Below are 15,514 nucleotides of genomic sequence, written 5' to 3' on the forward strand. Positions count from 1 at the left end.
CCAAAATAATTCAAGCCTAATCCACGTTAACCGCTGCACGGGGATCCACACCGACGGGTGGTGTGCTGCCGCGCCTGAAGTTGCGAGTTAGGCCCAGGAGGACCCGACGGCGCTGTCGGTGCTGGCCATGTTGCTGCCCGCGGACTGAACCTTCTGTCCGTGCGCGTTGGCCTGCTCGTAGATGACCTGGAAGTTGCGACCCAACTGGGTGATGAACTCCTGGCATGCCACCGAACCCGCACCGCCCCAGAAGTCGCCGGCAGCAAGCACATCGCGAACGATGGCCTGGTGCTCAGCCTCCAAGTTCGCGGCCTGGGCGCGGATCAAGGCACCGTGGGCGTCTACATCGCCGAACTGGTAGTTAATGCTCATAACGGTGTTCTCCTAATGTCTCGAGATGTTACGCAGCTGCGGTTTTTGGCGCTAGCTGCCGAGGATTTGCTGCGAGGCCTGCTCTTGCTGCTCGTAGTTGTTCGCGTCGCGAATCAGTCCATCGCGCACTCCGTGGAGCATGTTGACGATGTTGCGGAAGGCCTGGTTGACCTGACCCATGGTGTCGTACGAGGTGGCCTGGGCCTGACCGCTCCAGCCCGAGCCGGCGATGTTCATCGATGACGCCCACATCTTGCGGGCCTCGTCCTCAACGGTCTGGGCGTGCACCTCGAAGCGGCCCGCCATCGCCCGCATCTCGTGCGGGTCGGTCATAAAACGTGTTGCCATGGCTGTCTCCTATCGTGAAGGTTCAGTTCGCCGAAGTCTTAACAGTTGTACTTAATGCCGTGGTGGCCGCGCTGTAAATAGATTGCGGCGCCGCGGTTAATTGCTCGCCTCAAACGGGTGACATCTACCCCCTTCTCGCCATATCAGCGGTCCCCTCTCAGACGACGACCTGTTTGGGCATGACGGTCGGCTTGAAGCCGTACCGGGGGCCGGCCCCATAGGCGCCGGCGCCCTTTGCTGCCCCAGCCATGCCGGGCATGCCGGGCATGGCCGCGACCGGCTCTGCCTCGGCCGCCGCCGTCCAACCCGAGCCCGCGAGGGGAGCGGTGGAGGAAGCCAACGACGTCGCCGGCGCGGCCGCAGACCAGCTGGCCGGCACCGACAGGCCACCGACCGCCGAGGCCTCGCCCACGGCGGCCGATGCCCCGGCGCCGGTCACCGACCCCACCATCGTGCCCGGCACCATTCCACCGGCGAGCGGCGTGACAGAGTCGGTCAGCGCGAAGGGGATCGATGGCACGCTGCCCAGGGTGTGCCCGAGTGATACGGCCGTCGGGATGGCGGTGGTAACCCACCATGCAGCCGTGTTGACCGCGCCGTTGATGGCGTTGAAGACGGACGGCGTGCCCAGGAACCCGTCAAGCGACTTTATGAGGTTCAGGCCGGTGGCCGGAACGTCCGGGGTGGTATAGCCGGGGAAGCTGGGGATCGCGTCCGTGATGGGACTGGCGGCCAACGCCTGCACCGTGCCGCCCGTCGAGTCAGCGGCGAGGGCGGTGCTATCCGCCGCCGAAGCCGCCGCCGGGTTGGTGGTCGACGTCAGCGGTGTGACGGGCGTCAGGACCCCGGCCGCCGCGGAGGCGGCCTGGTACGCGGCCATCGCGGTGGCGTCTTGGACCCACATTGCTTCGTACTCGGCTTCCAACGCGGTCACCTGCGGAAGCGTGAAGGGTAGTCCCGCGAGCGCAGCATAGAACGCGGCTCGATTGGCATAGACCAGCGCCGGGTTCACCACGCCCATGTACGCCGCCTCGAAGGCGGCGGCCGAGGCCGTGGCCTGTGCGCTCGTCTGCTCGAGCGTCGCCGCCGTCTCGGTCAGGTACGTGATGATCGGCTGAGCCGCGGCCGCCGCCGCCGCCGACCCACCACCTGTCCAGCTCTCTGTGGTCAGCAATGAGACGATCGACTCCCACTGGGTGGCCGTGGAGCTCACCTCGGCGGCCAGGTTGGCATACGCCGCCGCGGCGGCCATGAGCGGCGCCGCGCCCGGACCGGTGTACACGAGCGTGGAGGTTATCTCCGGCGGCATGGCGGCAAAATCAAAAACCATTTTTATTCTCGCTCCCTCTATCCGTTCGTATTTTGCTTCGCTTAAAACCGCTGCTTAGACGGTCGCCGCTTTCGGCATGACAATCGGCTTGACGCCGTAGCGCGGCGCACCGAAGCCGGCGCTGTTGCGCGCGGCCGCACCCACTCCGGGCATGCCGGGGATGATCGTCCCCGTGCCGGCCTGCGGTGCGGCGGCAGTCCAGCCCACCGTCTCCAGTGGCGCCGCGCTGGTGCCGACGACCGGGGTGGCCGAACCTGCCCAGGTCGGCGGCACCGACAGCTTGCCGACCATGGAGGCCTGGCCCGCTGCGGCCATCGGCGCGCCCAGGCCGGCCATGCCGCCACCGGCCATCGGCGCCATCGGCGCCGTCGAGTCGGCGAGACCCGCGGCGTCCGCGGCCGAACCAGCGGCGTCGGCGGCGGAGGTGTCGAGCAGACCGCCACCGGCCAATCCGAGCAGGGCGGAGCCGGCGGACGACCAGTTACCTCCGCCTATGTTGAGGATGTTGCCGAGGTTGCTTGACAGGCCGAACGGCCCACCGAGTCCGGAGCTGTAGTTGCCGGTACCGCCGAGCAGCCACTGGAGGATATCGAGGGGGTTGGAGCCGGGTGTCGGAGCAGCGGCAGCAAGGTTCGAGGCATTCGAAAGCGTGGCCTGGGCGGCGTTGATGGCTTCGGTGTCCCCGTAGCTGCCGGAGCTGATGCCGAGGGTTTGCGCGTAATTCTGCAGCAGTGTCTGCGCCTCCGCGGCGATCGTTTGGTACTGGGTGCCGTACGCCGAGAAGATTGCCGCCTGCTGGACCGACACCGGGTCGGCGGCGGCGGGAGCGACAACGGTAGTTGCCGCCGCGGCGCCCGCGTTCTGCGCCGCCAGATTGGTGGTGATGCCCGAGAGCAGGCCCTCGGCAGCGAGCATCTCTTCGGTTTGTGTTGTCAGAAAAGCCACGGTTGCTCCTAAAGCTGGAACGAGCCGACCCCCAAGTGCTGGTCGACCTGTGTGTTTGCGTAATGGCCCCTGTGCGTTGGCGTAACACTAACGACCCACGCGTCCACGTTCCCGGCGGAAAGGGCCAGGTTGACGCCCGTTTACGGCTTTTTAACGAAGGAGCCGGCAGTTTTAACACGGCCCTGCCGGATGACATGGCGGTGTCATCTGTCATCTGCCGGAAAACCGCCGTTTAGGCGAGCGGGCGGGGATCTTAGCCGACGCTTACCCCGAACGCATCACGAGATTTTTGGCGTTTTCCAGCGGGACGCGATGTCTTGGATTCAGGTCCGGCGCGCTACATTCGCCGCCGGGCCCCCATAGCCCAATTGGCAGAGGCAGCGGACTTAAAATCCGCCCAGTGTCGGTTCGAGTCCGACTGGGGGCACTGGGCGAATTGCCATCTCAGAGCACATTTCGCCCGTCGCTCAACTGTGCGAGCGGCCGCCGTTTCGGGTGTCCTGACAGCAGCGTGACAGCGGCACGGCTCAGGAACGGCCTGCCATTGGACTGTCGCACCAGTACTTCTGGGTGTCGGCACATATCGGATATGTCCGGCCTGCGGATCAGAAGGCCCGTAGGGCGTCGACGGCGTCCCGCTCCCTGCGGGTGAACGCCCGGATCACCGCCCGGTCACCATGACGGCGGCGGCACATCCCAAGGAGGAGCGCGATTAGGGCATCACTGCTGCCGTCTGTGAGCGCTGGGGCAGGTAAGTCGACGCTGACCGCGAGATCGTCGGCGTGAACAAGCACCTCGACGAGTCGCACGACCAGGAAATCGGCGAGGCGCATGCACCTGCCGATCGGGACGCGCATCAGCCGATCGGGTGTCTGCGCTGGCAACCAGATTCGTAGGCGGTTCAACGCGTCATCGAAGTCCGTTAGGACAGCGGCAGGACCGGGCTGAGCCTGTTCACGGCTGCGAGCGCTCACGGCTTCACGCACCGAGTCCGAGATCACGTCTGTATCCGAGCCCGAGACGTAGTACGTAACCGTGTCGATGGGCTCCGTCTCGGGAACGGGTTTGTTCGGGTGCGCATTGATCGAAGCGAGCGCGTAAACGAGGTGGGCCGTCAAGCCGCCCACGGTCATTTCAGCAAGCGCCGACGGCTCCTCCCAGGCGGCCGCCACTTGCCGAGCGGCGATCAGAGGCCGGACGCTTTCCGCCGCGGCGAGAAAGACATCAATGCTCATGGTGGCGAACCATACGCTGGCCTTGCCAGGACTCCGTGTTAGTGGAAAGCGGTGCACGGTGTGGTCCTAGCTCGATCAAATGCGCGACGTGCAGCGCCGAGAACGGCATCAAGTCTGTTCAGACCAACGCGGGTACTTCCTCTGCCTGGGCGAACCAGCCCAGCCCATGCCGCGCTCGGTCGCGCGAAAAAAGAACACCAAGCGCTGGTCGGCAGTAGGCTTCGCGCATGCCGTTGAAAGACGGTGAGGTTTTCGCCGGCTTTGTTATCCAGCGATTTCTCGGCGCTGGTGGGATGGGCGAGGTTTACCTAGTTCAGCATCCCCGTCTGCCCCGCCTCGACGCGTTGAAAGTCTTACCGGCCGCCCTGACAGCCAACGCGGAGTACCGTCACCGGTTCAACCGCGAAGCCGAGTTGGCGTCGACCTTGTGGCACTCGAACATCGTCGGCATTCATGATCGCGGCGAATTCAACGGCCAACTGTGGATCTCGATGGACTACGTCGATGGCACCGACGCCGACCGGCTGATCAAGGAGAGTTATCCGACGGGCATGCCGTTGCTCGAGGCGCTCGAAATCATCGACGCGGTCGCCGACGCACTAGACGTCGCCCATTACTGCGGCCTTCTGCACCGCGACGTGAAACCGGCCAACATCATGCTGGCAAAGGCGCAGGGGACCCACCGACGGATATTGTTGGCCGACTTCGGTATTGCCCGTCAAGTTGACGAGGTCAGCGGTTTCACCGGCACGAATATGACGGTCGGCTCGGTCGGCTACGCAGCGCCCGAACAGCTGATGGGCGAACCGATCGATGGGCGAAGCGATCAATACGGCTTGGCGGCCACGGCTTTTCGCCTTTTGACCGGCACAATGCCATTTCGAGACTCCAACCCGGCTGTGGTGATCAGCAAGCAACTCACCACGCCCGCTCCGGTGCTCTCCGAGCGCCGCCCTGATCTTGCGAAGCTGGATCGCGTGCTGTCGGCGGCGCTGGCGAAAGACCCCAATCAGCGATACCCGCACTGTCTCGACTTCGCCGAGGCGTTGAGCAGAGCCAGCCGCCGACCGCACACGTATGGGGGCGCCGGCCTCGCCGAAGCCGCCCGGCCGGTGAGCCCGCCGTCGCCCGCGTCTCCGCGTGGGACCCAGCCCGACGTCGAGCCCCGCAACCTTCCGCCGACGGGTTCGGGTGCGCGATCGGCCGTGGCCACACCTATGGCAGCTGCCACCCGGCCGATGAGCGTGCCGTCCGCACCTGGTCCTCCCGGAGTTCCGATCCACGCCACCAGGCGCGTCGGTGTCGCGCCGCCTGCCGTGGGCGTGCCCGAGCCACCCGACGCGACCGACCTTTCCAGCGTTGCGCCGCTTACTGACCAAGCCCGCGATGCGCAAATTAGCGGCGGCGCCGCGGTCGCCCAGATGGTCTCGGCCGACTACGAGACAGAACCGCGTAATGCGAAGGTGATGGTTACCGACGTTCACGAGGAGCAGCCTTCGACTCCGCCGGCGGCACCTTTCGCCGAACGCTGGGGCGAAGCCGTAGAACGGTTCGAGGCGCTGCGGACCTCATATCCGGGTGACGAGCTGGTCGAGACACGGCTGAAAGAGGCACGCCGACAACGAGACACCGACGCCTGGTCGGGCTGGGCGGAGGCTTCGGCCGCTGAGGGTGACTGGGACATCGTGCTGACCGCATTGGGAAATTTGACCGCCCCCCAACAACGCAAAGCTCTGGTGGATGAGATGACGGCGCTGCATCAGGCGGGGCAATGGAATGCCGTCGTGGCCGCCGCACGGGAGCTCGCTCGAATCGACGCGGATGACTGCGACCCGGGCGGCATCGTGTCCGACGCGCGGGCCAAGATGCGCGAAGCCGAACTCGCCCACCGGTATGCGCAGGCGCTCAGCCACCTTGACCAAGAACAGTGGCAGCGAGCCGCGCGCCTGCTAGCTGCGATCGAGCAAGAAGAGCCGGGCTACGGTGACGCCGCCGCGCTGTTCGAGACTGCCCAGCAGAAGCTGGTCGAGACAGCAGAAGTTGCGCAACGAGCTACCCCGCCAGCACGGCCAATACCCCAGACGACGACCCCAGCGGACCCGAGAACTGCTACACCGCCGGATTTCCTGGCCGTTCAAAGACGCTGGCGAACCAGCAGCCGGTTGGTTGCCGCTGTTTCCATGGTGTTCGGCGTGGCCCTCATTGGCGGCCTGATGGTCTTGGCCGTAGTTCAAGGCTCGAAGTCGTCGACATCGACGTCGACCTCGACATCAACGCCCAAGGCAACCACAAAGGCACCTCCGGCATTCGCTCCGGCCTCGGGCCCGAACGAGACGATCGGCGACTACATCAAGAAAAACAACATCCAGGAGACGACGATCACGCACGGCACACCGGGCGCGCCGAAGATCGACATCCCAGTACCCGTGGGCTGGACAGGGATTCCCGAAGGTGTCGACGCCCCGTACGGGGGGATCGTCTTCAATACTCCGACCGACCCCAAGGACCCGCCCAAGATCATCGCGATCGTCGTGAAGTTGACGGGCAATGTCGATACGGACAAGCTGCTGGCCGTCGCACCTGGCGAGGTCAAGAACTTGCCAGGCTATCGGGGCGGCGACGGTCAAAAGAGCACGCTCAGTGGACATCGCGCATACCAAATCGCCGGCTCGTACGCCAAGAACGGCGTCACGCGAATGGTTGCCCAGAAGACGGTGGTCATCCAAAGCAATGGTGGAGCCTACGTGCTGCGGCTCAAAGCCGAGGGTCCGCCGGCCGACGCCGAGGCGTTGAATGATGTAACCGGCGTGATCGACCAGACGACCACGATCACTTGAAACTCGGGGCTTCGGGCCGAGGAAGGCGTGCGCGATGAGGGTGTTCACCAGCTACTCCCGCCACGATGAAGCCGGACCCCCGCAGCTATACCGGACTCTTGGCATTCTCATTTCGGCCGCTGGGTTAATCGCTGCTATTGGAATATCGGTGGCCGTGGGGACGGGAACCGCGCCTCTTGGCACAACTGGGACGAGCGCCGCAGGGTCGGCCAGATTTTCGCTCATTGCGACCGGCTGGTGGACACCGGAGCCGACGGCGCCCCCAGTGGCCGAACCCTCAGTGGCACCTCTCGCGCCGGCACCTCCACCGGCGGCGCCCCAAGTCGTGACACCCCACAGGACGGCACCGCCCGCGGCGGTGCCGCCGCCTCCTCCACCTCAGGAGTTGAAGCTACGGCAGGACCACTCGTCGGCGGCGGCCTATGTGTCGATCACCAATAACAGAGACGAGCGTGCGGTGGGTTGCGTGTACAGATCCGTTGCGGTGGCGGGTACCGCCAGAGCAATCCATTGGAACGACTCCGTTAGTTTCACCGTCGCCGGCTCGCAGGAGACAAAGATCAAATATCGCGGACCCGCGACAGGCTCGACCTTTCACGACACCGTGACGTGCGACAACGGCCTGTCGACCAGTATGGACAACGTTTGGTAAGTGATGTCTTCGCCCGGGCCGATGCGGATCGTCGAGGTCAATCAGGCTGCCGTACTCAAATTCGTTGAAACACAGAGGATGCCAGCGGCCAGGACTCAGGCAACATAGACGGCAGGTCGGGCGGATCCGGAACCGCTCGCGCCGCACTGCTCCGGTTGGCCGCTCTAATCTCCCCGGCCGTTTCCCTTGCCGTGTCCTTTGCCGGGGCCGTGTAACACGGGGCCCGGCGGCTGTTGCGGGGGCGGAGATGGCGGTGGCGCGGCACTATTGACAGGCTCTGGCGCCGGCGTGCTGGTGTTCGCGGGTGGCACGGGTGCGTGCGAGGACGACGCATCAAGCGCGAGAGCCAGCGGCACAAGGATCAGTACCGCCACGACCGCCAGGACGCTCAGCACCTTTCTCCTGCGGCTCGTCGTCGACGAGACCAGTGCAGGGAAGAAAGTGTTCGTGGGCCGGCCGGCAATCGGCGCTTCCAGCAACTTGGTGCGTGGTTGCGGCGGCGCGGCGACCGGCATGGCTGCGGGCGCGATACGACGGTGGTGCAGCCAGGCGCGCATCTCCTCTGCGCTGACGAACCGCTGGCGCGGGTCGTGCGCCATCGCGCGTTCGATCAACATGATCAGGCTGGGATCGACGTCGGGTCGCAGCCCGGCCAGCCGCGGCGGCCGTCCGTGCAGAATGGCACCGGCGAGCGCCGCCATATTCTCCTGTGGGAACGGGCGATGCCCGGCGAGTGCTTCATAGCCCACGACGCCGACCGCATACAGATCATCGGCGACACACGCAGGTGCACCGGCGAGCCGCTCGGGGCTCAGATAGGCAATGGTGCCGAGGATGTGGCCGGTCAGCGTCTTGGTGGCTTCCGGAGTCTTGGCAATTCCGAAGTCTGCAACCTTCATGGTTTCGCCGCCCGCGGCAAGCAGGATGTTTCCGGGCTTGATGTCGCGATGCAGGATGGCGGCGCGGTGTGCCTCGGTCAGGGCGGCCAGGACGTTGTCCAGCATGGCGCGGACCCGCTCCTCCGACAGTGGGCCATGGCGCACCTCGTCAGCCAAAGTCGCGCCGGGCAGGCGCTCCATCACGATGAACGGCCTGCCGTCATGCTCGCCGCTGTCGTAGATCGCGACGATATTCGGATGATTGAGTGCCGCGGCCGCGTGGGCCTCGGCTTCAAATCGATTCCGCATGCCACTCTGGGCGCTCACGGCCTGATCCAGCAGCTTGATCGCAACCGGTCGGCGCAGTCGGGTGTCCCAGCCGTCGCAAACCTCGGCCATGCCACCACGACCCAGCCTGCCGCGCACCTCATAACGGCCGGCGAGCAACACGGGGGTGTCCATTCGCCCTGCTAACTCCATGCCGGTCACATCGTGCCGTCGTTTACCCGAACAACGACGGCTCAAAACGCCCACACCCCCGACCCTGCGCAGAGCAAGAGCGGGGCGCCACCGCCGCACCAAGCGATGCGGTTTGCGGTAACGGGGGATCGGGGTATGCGTAGCGCGCAAGCGTGTGCCGGTGGCGGTCTGGTCGGGAAGAACCCTCGGGCGCTTACAGATCCAATAAACACTCCACATGTGTGGGAAGTCGCCTTATGAATGCTGCGTCTCTAAATCAAGATCTGTACGGATTCGCCATTGAGTTGCGTCAACTGGCCTACAGCATGCCAGGCGGGCACGAAGACCCGTTGGTCCGCCTGAGCGAGCGGATGATCCACTACGCCCAAGAAGAAGCTGGCAACCAGCAGGCGACCGCCCGATAGGGGCGGGGCTCGCCCCTACCTTTTCGGCGGGATACGGGGAATTAGGACGCCGTCGCCGGCCCGGTCACTCAGCGCGCGCAGAAAACTGTCGTCCGCCGCATCCGCGGACGGCTTTCCTGCCGCCGGATGGCAAGCGCAGTAAGTTCGTCGTACCGTTGCGCGACCTGCCATCGCGAAGGAGCAAGCGCCGAAGTGACCGAAGATCCCCGGGGCGACGGCGTCTCTCGTCAATACGACCGGTGGGAATATCCGCCCCCGGTAACCGATCTCGCGGTGTGGACGTCGAACCACTGGGATTGGTTCGACCCCTACTGGGCCCACCGCATGTTGTGGCCCGACAGGGCATACAAAGCGGATTTGGACATCCTCGTTGCGGGATGCGGCACCTTCCAGGCGGCCGTGCTGGCGTACATGAACCGCGGCGCCAAAGTCGTCGCGATCGACGTCAGCCAGTCCGCGCTGGATCACCATCGGCAGCTGAAAGACAAGCACGGCCTGGACAACCTGGAACTGCGCCTGCTTCCGATCGAAGAGGTGTCGCGGCTCTCACGCGACTTCGACCTCATCGTCTCCAGCGGCGTCCTGCATCACATGGCCGACCCGCTGGCCGGGTTGACGGCGCTCGGCCGATGTCTGCGCCGTGATGGGGTGCTGGGCGTCATGCTCTACGCGAAGTACGGTCGGATCGGCGTCGACATGCTCGAATCGGCGTTTCGCGATCTCGGGCTGTCGCAGGACGCCGCGTCGGTGCAACTGGTCGTCCAGGCGATCGCGGCGCTACCGGCCGACCATCCGGTCCGCTCTTACCTGCAGGCTGCGCGCGACCTGATGTCCGAGGGCGCGCTCGTGGACACCTTCTTGCACGCCCGCCAACGCAGCTACACCGTCGACGAATGCCTGGACTTGGTCGACTCGGCCGGCCTGGCGTTCCAGGGCTGGCTGCGCAACACGCCGTATTACCCGCACGACTTCGTGGTGCCGGCGAGCCAGTTCCAGTCGGTCGTCAACCAGCTGCCCGACACCAAACTGTGGTCGGTGATGGAGCGGCTGCAACCGTCGAACGCCACCCACTTCTTCCTCGCCTGCCGCCCCGAACGCCCGAAAGACGGTTACGCGATCGACTTCTCGGCGGCGGCCTGCCTCGAGTACGTCCCGCTGCTGCGCACCGCCTGCCTGCTGTCCGGCGACACGATTCACCTGCCCGGCGCGACGCTGAAGCTCAATCCGGCCCAGTTGCCCTTCGTTCAGCACGTCGACGGCCGTCGCACGATCAAACAGATCATCGACTGCGTGGCGCGGCGGGGCGACGTCAGACCAGAGGACGGGGAGCGCGTGCAGCAATTTGGGCTGACGTTGTTCCGCTCGCTGTGGCGGCTCGACTTCCTCGCGATGGCGCTGAACACGGCGCCGCCCGTACAGGACTCGATATAGGTTGCCTCACAACATTTTTGGCGGACCCGCGAGCATCGCCCACGCTACGCCGGCGTGCGGACCAATACTTTGGGCCATGCCGCCGATGGCACCGCAACCGGCCACTCATACACTGACGCAGCATGGGCATGCTGTTCGGCCTCGCGCCGTGGATCGTGTATTGGGTACTCGTCGGTAACGTTCCGTTCGTCGCGGCCGTGCTGGTCGCGCTGGCGATCGCCGCCGCCAGCCTGGGCGTGGGGGGCGCGGTGGGCAGGAAGTGGCAATTTTTCGATTTTGCTTCCGTCGCAGTGCTTTTGATTCTCGCCGTGCTGGCGTTCGCGCTGAGCGATTCGTTCCTGCAGCGATGGATCCTGCCGTTGAGCAACGCCGGGATCTTCCTGGTAACGGTGATCGGGGTCCTGGTCGGCAAGCCCTTGGTAGCCGAGTTCGCCGCGGCGGAACAAGCTCCGGACGTCGTCAAAACCGAGCTGTTCGGCCGGGTCGTCAAGATCCTCAGTTGGTTGTGGGTCGCGACTTTCGCCGGCATGACGGTTTCCTCGGCGATCCCGTCGGTCGTGGCAAGCCCCGCCGGGCCCTCCGGGACCACCGCCGCGTTGATGCTGGACACGAAGACCCCGCTGTCGTTTCTCTGCTACTGGATCATTCCCTTTGGACTGCTGGGACTCGCGGCGGTGGCATCGCGACTACTGCCCGACCGGTTGCTGGTCGGGATCGACGACGTCGCGCGGGAAACCTCGTTCGTCGCCTACGACGAGGCCACCATCGATGAGCTCTACTTCCTGGCCACCGAACATGCCAACCGTGAGGTCGGGCCCGGCAAGGAGGCCTACGCGGTCAAAGTCGGCGGGATGGGAACTCCGCTGACTGGAGACGAGTCGCGAAAGTCGTGGCCCTCGACCTACAAGGTGCGCGACAAGCGGCGCTGAACCCGCACTGCGGTTGGGCTACGTTGGTTCTCGGCGGAGCGGCCCCGGAGCTGCCGCGGCGCTCCGCATCCGGGTGGCGCGTCAGTGCCCGTCGGAGCGGAGACGAGGAGTCGTGATGAACGCACCCAGCGCAGACGCCATCCGCGCAGAAACCATCACTATCACCGGCCACGGCGGCGACGAGATCGAGGCGTACCAAGCCGTGCCGCTCGCACAGGGCTCACGGGGCGGCGTCGTGTGGATCCACCACATGCCCGGATACGACCGGGAGACCAAGGAGTTCGTCCGCCGGCTGGCCGTCAGCGGCTACAACGCCGTGGCGCCGAACCTCTACTCGCGGGAAGCGCCGGGTGCCGCGCCCGATGACGCGGCTGCCGCGGCGCGGGCCGCGGGTGGGGTGCCCGACGAACGATTGGTCGGCGACGTCGCGGGCGCGGTCGAGCACCTTCGCACGTTGGCCGGCGCCAACGGCAAGTTCGGTGTCATCGGGCACTGCTCGGGCGGACGCCACGCCTACCTGGCGGCCTGCTCGCTGCCCTTCGACGCCGCGGTGGACTGCTACGGCGCGTTCATCGTCGAGGACCCGCCCGAGGGCATGCCCAAGGCCATGAAGCCGATCCTCGACCTGGCCGCCAATCTCAGCTGTCCGCTGCTCGGCCTGTTCGGACTCGACGACCGGTTCCCTGCCCCCGCCGCGGTGGCCACGCTGGACGCCGAGCTCAACAAGCTGAACAAGCCGCACGAGTTCCACTCCTACGAGGACGCGGGTCATTCGTTCTTCTCCGTCGACCGGCCGGCGTACCGGCCGGAGGCCGCGGTGGACGGCTGGCAGCGCATCGACGAGTTCTTCGCCACGTACCTGAAAGGTTAGGCATTGGTCATGTGCACGTATCTCACCGAACATGTCGAGATCGAGGGCAGCGGCAAGGGCGCGACGGGATGGTTCGGCGCCAACCGCGCGACGGTGTACGTCGACCATCCGGTCCATGCGCCCTACGGCCACACCGTCAACATCGACGTAATCAATCCGCAGCTCGGCCCGTCGGCGCGGGTGGCCCTGGAATTGACCGAGGAGAGCGCGCTCGCGCTGGCCGACGCCATCCACAAGGCCATCGGCCACGCACCGGCCGGCCTGGCCTCCAAGGACCAGTAGGCCACGCGATGGCCGCCGAAACCGACTACCCGCAGATGGCCGCCGCGCGGGGCAGGATCGAACCCGTCCCGCGCCGGGTCCGCGGTTACCTCGGCGATGCCCTGGTCTTCGACACCACCGCCGCCCGGTACGTGTGGGAAGTCCCGTATTACCCGCAGTACTACATCCCGCTCGATGACGTCCGTTCGGAGTTCCTGCGCGACGAAAACCATTTCCAGAAGGTGCAATTCGGCCCGTCGCGACTGTACTCCCTGGTGGGCGCCGGTCAGGCCCATGAAGCCGCGGCGCGGGTGTTCGACGCCGACGGCGACGGCCCGCTGGCCGGTACCGTGCGGTTCGAGTGGAATCCGTTGCGCTGGTTCGAAGAAGACGAGCCGATTTACGGTCACCCGCGCAACCCCTATTCACGCGTCGACGCCCTGCGTTCGCACCGGCATGTTCGAGTCGAACTCGACGGAATCACCTTGGCCGACACCAATTCTCCTGTTTTGCTATTCGAAACAGGTTTGCCGACAAGGTATTACATCGATCCGACCGATGTCGACTTCGAGCACCTGGAACCCAGCGCGACGCAGACGTTGTGTCCCTATAAGGGAGTGACGTCAGGGTATTGGTCGGTGCGGGTGGGGCCGCCAGATGAGCAAGATTTGCGCGAGGACCTAGCGTGGACCTATCACTATCCGCTCCCGGCGGTAGGGCAGATCGCCGGTCTCATCGCGTTTTACAACGAGAAACTCGACATCGCCGTCGACGGGGTGAGGTTGGCGCGGCCGCGGACGCAGTTCAGCTAGCGTCGGCGCGGGATCGAGCGGTGTGATCTATCCCTCGTCGGCTGAGAAACCTGAGAATTCCTTACTTCTAGGCCGATAGCGCCCTCACGTGGGCTGTTAGCGGCGCGGGCGAAATCCGCCGGAAGCGCGTTTGCCTGCCTTTAGCTCCGGGTAAGCGACTGCGGTACAGCTTGATTGGAAGTCTGAGCAGAACCTGAGTGCGCGGAGTGACGTAGCTAACGTCGAGCGCTTTTAACTGCGGTGGGGCGATTTTTGGCCAGTAGACTACCGAAAACCAGTCTCGTCAGCGCCTTTCGGTGCTGAAATCCGGTGATTCCGGAAGGCCAGTCCGTCGCATACGTATCGACGGCTTCGCCTCCGCGCCGACAAACACAGCAAAGGCGGTGCCAGCGTGAACGATGTGAACGGCCCTACGGCCGCGCACGGCGATAGAGACGGGCCAGTCTTCGAGCTCGACACCACTTCGGTAGTGCGAGTCCCGTTGCACAACGGTCCGATCAGCGATATCGACATCAGCCCCGACGGGCGCCGGCTGGTCGTCACGAATTACGGCCGCGACACGGTCTCGGTCATCGACGCCCACACGTGTCGTGTCTCGAGCACCGTCACCGAATTGGCCGAACCGTCCGCAATCGCCATGAGCAGTGCGGATTCCAACTATGCCTACGTCAGCACCGCGACCCCCGGCTATGACGCCATCGAAGTCATCGACGTCGTCATGAACTGGCGCATCGCCACCCACCAGCTGGCGAACAGCGTGAGCGACCTGGCGGTTAGCCCGGACGGAAAGTACCTTTACGCCAGCCGCAACGCGGTTCGCGGCGCCGATGTGACGGTGCTGGACACCACCACCGGGGAGCTCGAGGTGATCGAGCTGGCGACCGCCCCCACTACCACCACCGCGTGCTTGCAGACCAGCGCCGACGGACGACGGCTGTATGTCGGCATGAACGCCCCGACCGGCGGCAGTCTGGCCATCATCGAGACCCGGACGCGGTCCGACAACCGCCGGGTGGGCGGCCGGTCGCGCATCGTGGGCGTCGTCGATCTGGGTCTGCCCGTCCGCGACGTGGCGTTGAGCAACGACGGCGGCACCGCATACGTGGCGAGCTGCGATCCGGTCGCGGGCGCGGTGCTCGACTTTGTCGACACCCGGGCCCACAAAATTGTCGGCACTCACAAGGTCCCCGAGATCACCGGTCCCCTCACGCGGATGACGCTCAGTCGCGACGGCGCGCGGGCCTATTTGGTCAGCGACGATCGCATCACGGTGGTGAGCACCCACCGGCAGGATGTCGTCGGCGAGGTCGAGGTTTCCCAGCACCCGTCGTGCGTGGTGGAAAGCCCCGACGGCGGCCACCTCTACGTCGCGGACTACTCCGGTGTGGTCACCGCGGCGCGGATCGCCTCGGCGCCACTGACGCAGACCCATTCGGACGCGAACCACCGGGAGCTGTCGGTCGCCGGCTGGCTGCCCGAGCTCCCCGAGCTCCCCGAGTGGGAGCCCGTCCTGGCCTAGCCTCCGCGGCACCGGGTTCTGGGCCTCGAGTGTGCATCCTTGGCGGGAGATGTCGGCGTGTCGTCGCCCAGTGTTCACACTCGAAGCCCAGGATGCACGCTCAACTAGCGCGCGTTGATTCCGAAAGCGACGCCCGCCGAAAGGGGTCCGCACAATCGGGTGCCGACCTGGTGGGATGCCGACACACGCGCCGATTTCAGGCTTAGGGTA

The 15,514-nt window shown here is 65.6% G+C and carries 13 protein-coding genes and 1 tRNA gene; 8 read left to right on the forward strand and 6 right to left on the reverse strand.

Going from position 1 to position 15,514, the window contains the following annotated elements:
* Nucleotides 1-87 precede the first annotated feature (87 nt).
* The 4 genes from A5652_RS12735 to A5652_RS12750 all read right to left on the reverse strand — a co-directional run bounded on the left by A5652_RS12735 (nt 88) and on the right by A5652_RS12750 (nt 2,995).
* Nucleotides 88-372 carry a WXG100 family type VII secretion target gene (locus A5652_RS12735; RefSeq protein ID WP_067351379.1) on the reverse strand — a complete coding sequence of 95 codons (285 nt, stop codon included), beginning with the start codon at nt 370-372 and terminating at the stop codon, nt 88-90.
* 51 nt (nt 373-423) lie between these two features.
* Nucleotides 424-720 carry a WXG100 family type VII secretion target gene (locus tag A5652_RS12740; RefSeq protein WP_007771418.1) on the reverse strand — a complete coding sequence of 99 codons (297 nt, stop codon included), beginning with the start codon at nt 718-720 and terminating at the stop codon, nt 424-426.
* Between the two features lie 157 nt (nt 721-877).
* A complete protein-coding gene (locus tag A5652_RS12745; protein ID WP_067351382.1) occupies nt 878-2,050 on the reverse strand; it encodes a PPE domain-containing protein in 1,173 nt (390 codons plus the stop codon).
* A 54-nt stretch (nt 2,051-2,104) separates the two neighbouring features.
* Nucleotides 2,105-2,995, reverse strand: coding sequence for a PE domain-containing protein (locus tag A5652_RS12750; protein ID WP_067351387.1), 891 nt, complete (start codon nt 2,993-2,995; stop codon nt 2,105-2,107).
* Between the two features lie 353 nt (nt 2,996-3,348).
* Here A5652_RS12750 and A5652_RS12755 point away from each other — a divergent pair.
* Nucleotides 3,349-3,422, forward strand: a tRNA-Leu gene (locus A5652_RS12755).
* A 178-nt stretch (nt 3,423-3,600) separates the two neighbouring features.
* Here A5652_RS12755 and A5652_RS12760 read toward each other — a convergent pair.
* Nucleotides 3,601-4,287: a maleylpyruvate isomerase N-terminal domain-containing protein gene (locus A5652_RS12760; protein WP_156745305.1), complete on the reverse strand. Its 687-nt coding sequence runs from the start codon at nt 4,285-4,287 to the stop codon at nt 3,601-3,603.
* A 170-nt stretch (nt 4,288-4,457) separates the two neighbouring features.
* Here A5652_RS12760 and A5652_RS12765 point away from each other — a divergent pair, with 170 nt between their 5' ends.
* Nucleotides 4,458-7,067: an LpqN/LpqT family lipoprotein gene (locus tag A5652_RS12765; RefSeq protein WP_067351392.1), complete on the forward strand. Its 2,610-nt coding sequence runs from the start codon at nt 4,458-4,460 to the stop codon at nt 7,065-7,067.
* 816 nt (nt 7,068-7,883) lie between these two features.
* Here A5652_RS12765 and A5652_RS12775 read toward each other — a convergent pair.
* A complete protein-coding gene (locus A5652_RS12775; protein ID WP_067351397.1) occupies nt 7,884-9,059 on the reverse strand; it encodes a serine/threonine-protein kinase in 1,176 nt (391 codons plus the stop codon).
* A gap of 614 nt (nt 9,060-9,673) precedes the next feature.
* On the opposite strand from A5652_RS12775, the gene A5652_RS12780 reads away from it, so the two are divergent.
* From A5652_RS12780 to A5652_RS12805, 6 genes are all read left to right on the forward strand, one after another.
* Nucleotides 9,674-10,912, forward strand: coding sequence for a methyltransferase (locus A5652_RS12780; RefSeq protein ID WP_067351400.1), 1,239 nt, complete (start codon nt 9,674-9,676; stop codon nt 10,910-10,912).
* A 122-nt stretch (nt 10,913-11,034) separates the two neighbouring features.
* Nucleotides 11,035-11,841, forward strand: coding sequence for a hypothetical protein (locus A5652_RS12785; protein WP_067351403.1), 807 nt, complete (start codon nt 11,035-11,037; stop codon nt 11,839-11,841).
* A gap of 115 nt (nt 11,842-11,956) precedes the next feature.
* The gene (locus A5652_RS12790; RefSeq protein ID WP_067351406.1) at nt 11,957-12,712 is read left to right on the forward strand and encodes a dienelactone hydrolase family protein; all 756 of its coding nucleotides are present in this window, start codon (nt 11,957-11,959) and stop codon (nt 12,710-12,712) included.
* A gap of 9 nt (nt 12,713-12,721) precedes the next feature.
* Nucleotides 12,722-12,994: a DUF6295 family protein gene (locus A5652_RS12795; RefSeq protein WP_067351409.1), complete on the forward strand. Its 273-nt coding sequence runs from the start codon at nt 12,722-12,724 to the stop codon at nt 12,992-12,994.
* 8 nt (nt 12,995-13,002) lie between these two features.
* On the forward strand, nt 13,003-13,785 hold the full coding sequence (locus A5652_RS12800; RefSeq protein ID WP_067351412.1) for a DUF427 domain-containing protein: 783 nt from the start codon (nt 13,003-13,005) through the stop codon (nt 13,783-13,785).
* Nucleotides 13,786-14,176: 391 nt separating this feature from the next.
* Nucleotides 14,177-15,304 (forward strand): WD40 repeat domain-containing protein, encoded by a 1,128-nt coding sequence (locus A5652_RS12805; protein ID WP_067351414.1) that lies wholly within the window; start codon nt 14,177-14,179, stop codon nt 15,302-15,304.
* The last annotated feature ends 210 nt before the right edge of the window (nt 15,305-15,514 follow it).

The sequence above is a fragment of the Mycobacterium sp. 1165178.9 genome (assembly GCF_001673555.1).
GTDB lineage: Bacteria > Actinomycetota > Actinomycetes > Mycobacteriales > Mycobacteriaceae > Mycobacterium.

Coding starts and splice junctions, on each gene's coding strand:
- A5652_RS12800 (WP_067351412.1), top strand. CDS start 13,003: ATGGCCGCCGAAACCGACTACCCGCAGATGGCCGCCGCGCGGGGCAGG.
- A5652_RS12740 (WP_007771418.1), bottom strand. CDS start 720: ATGGCAACACGTTTTATGACCGACCCGCACGAGATGCGGGCGATGGCG.
- A5652_RS12765 (WP_067351392.1), top strand. CDS start 4,458: ATGCCGTTGAAAGACGGTGAGGTTTTCGCCGGCTTTGTTATCCAGCGA.
- A5652_RS12775 (WP_067351397.1), bottom strand. CDS start 9,059: ATGGACACCCCCGTGTTGCTCGCCGGCCGTTATGAGGTGCGCGGCAGG.
- A5652_RS12735 (WP_067351379.1), bottom strand. CDS start 372: ATGAGCATTAACTACCAGTTCGGCGATGTAGACGCCCACGGTGCCTTG.
- A5652_RS12785 (WP_067351403.1), top strand. CDS start 11,035: ATGGGCATGCTGTTCGGCCTCGCGCCGTGGATCGTGTATTGGGTACTC.
- A5652_RS12795 (WP_067351409.1), top strand. CDS start 12,722: ATGTGCACGTATCTCACCGAACATGTCGAGATCGAGGGCAGCGGCAAG.
- A5652_RS12790 (WP_067351406.1), top strand. CDS start 11,957: ATGAACGCACCCAGCGCAGACGCCATCCGCGCAGAAACCATCACTATC.
- A5652_RS12745 (WP_067351382.1), bottom strand. CDS start 2,050: ATGGTTTTTGATTTTGCCGCCATGCCGCCGGAGATAACCTCCACGCTC.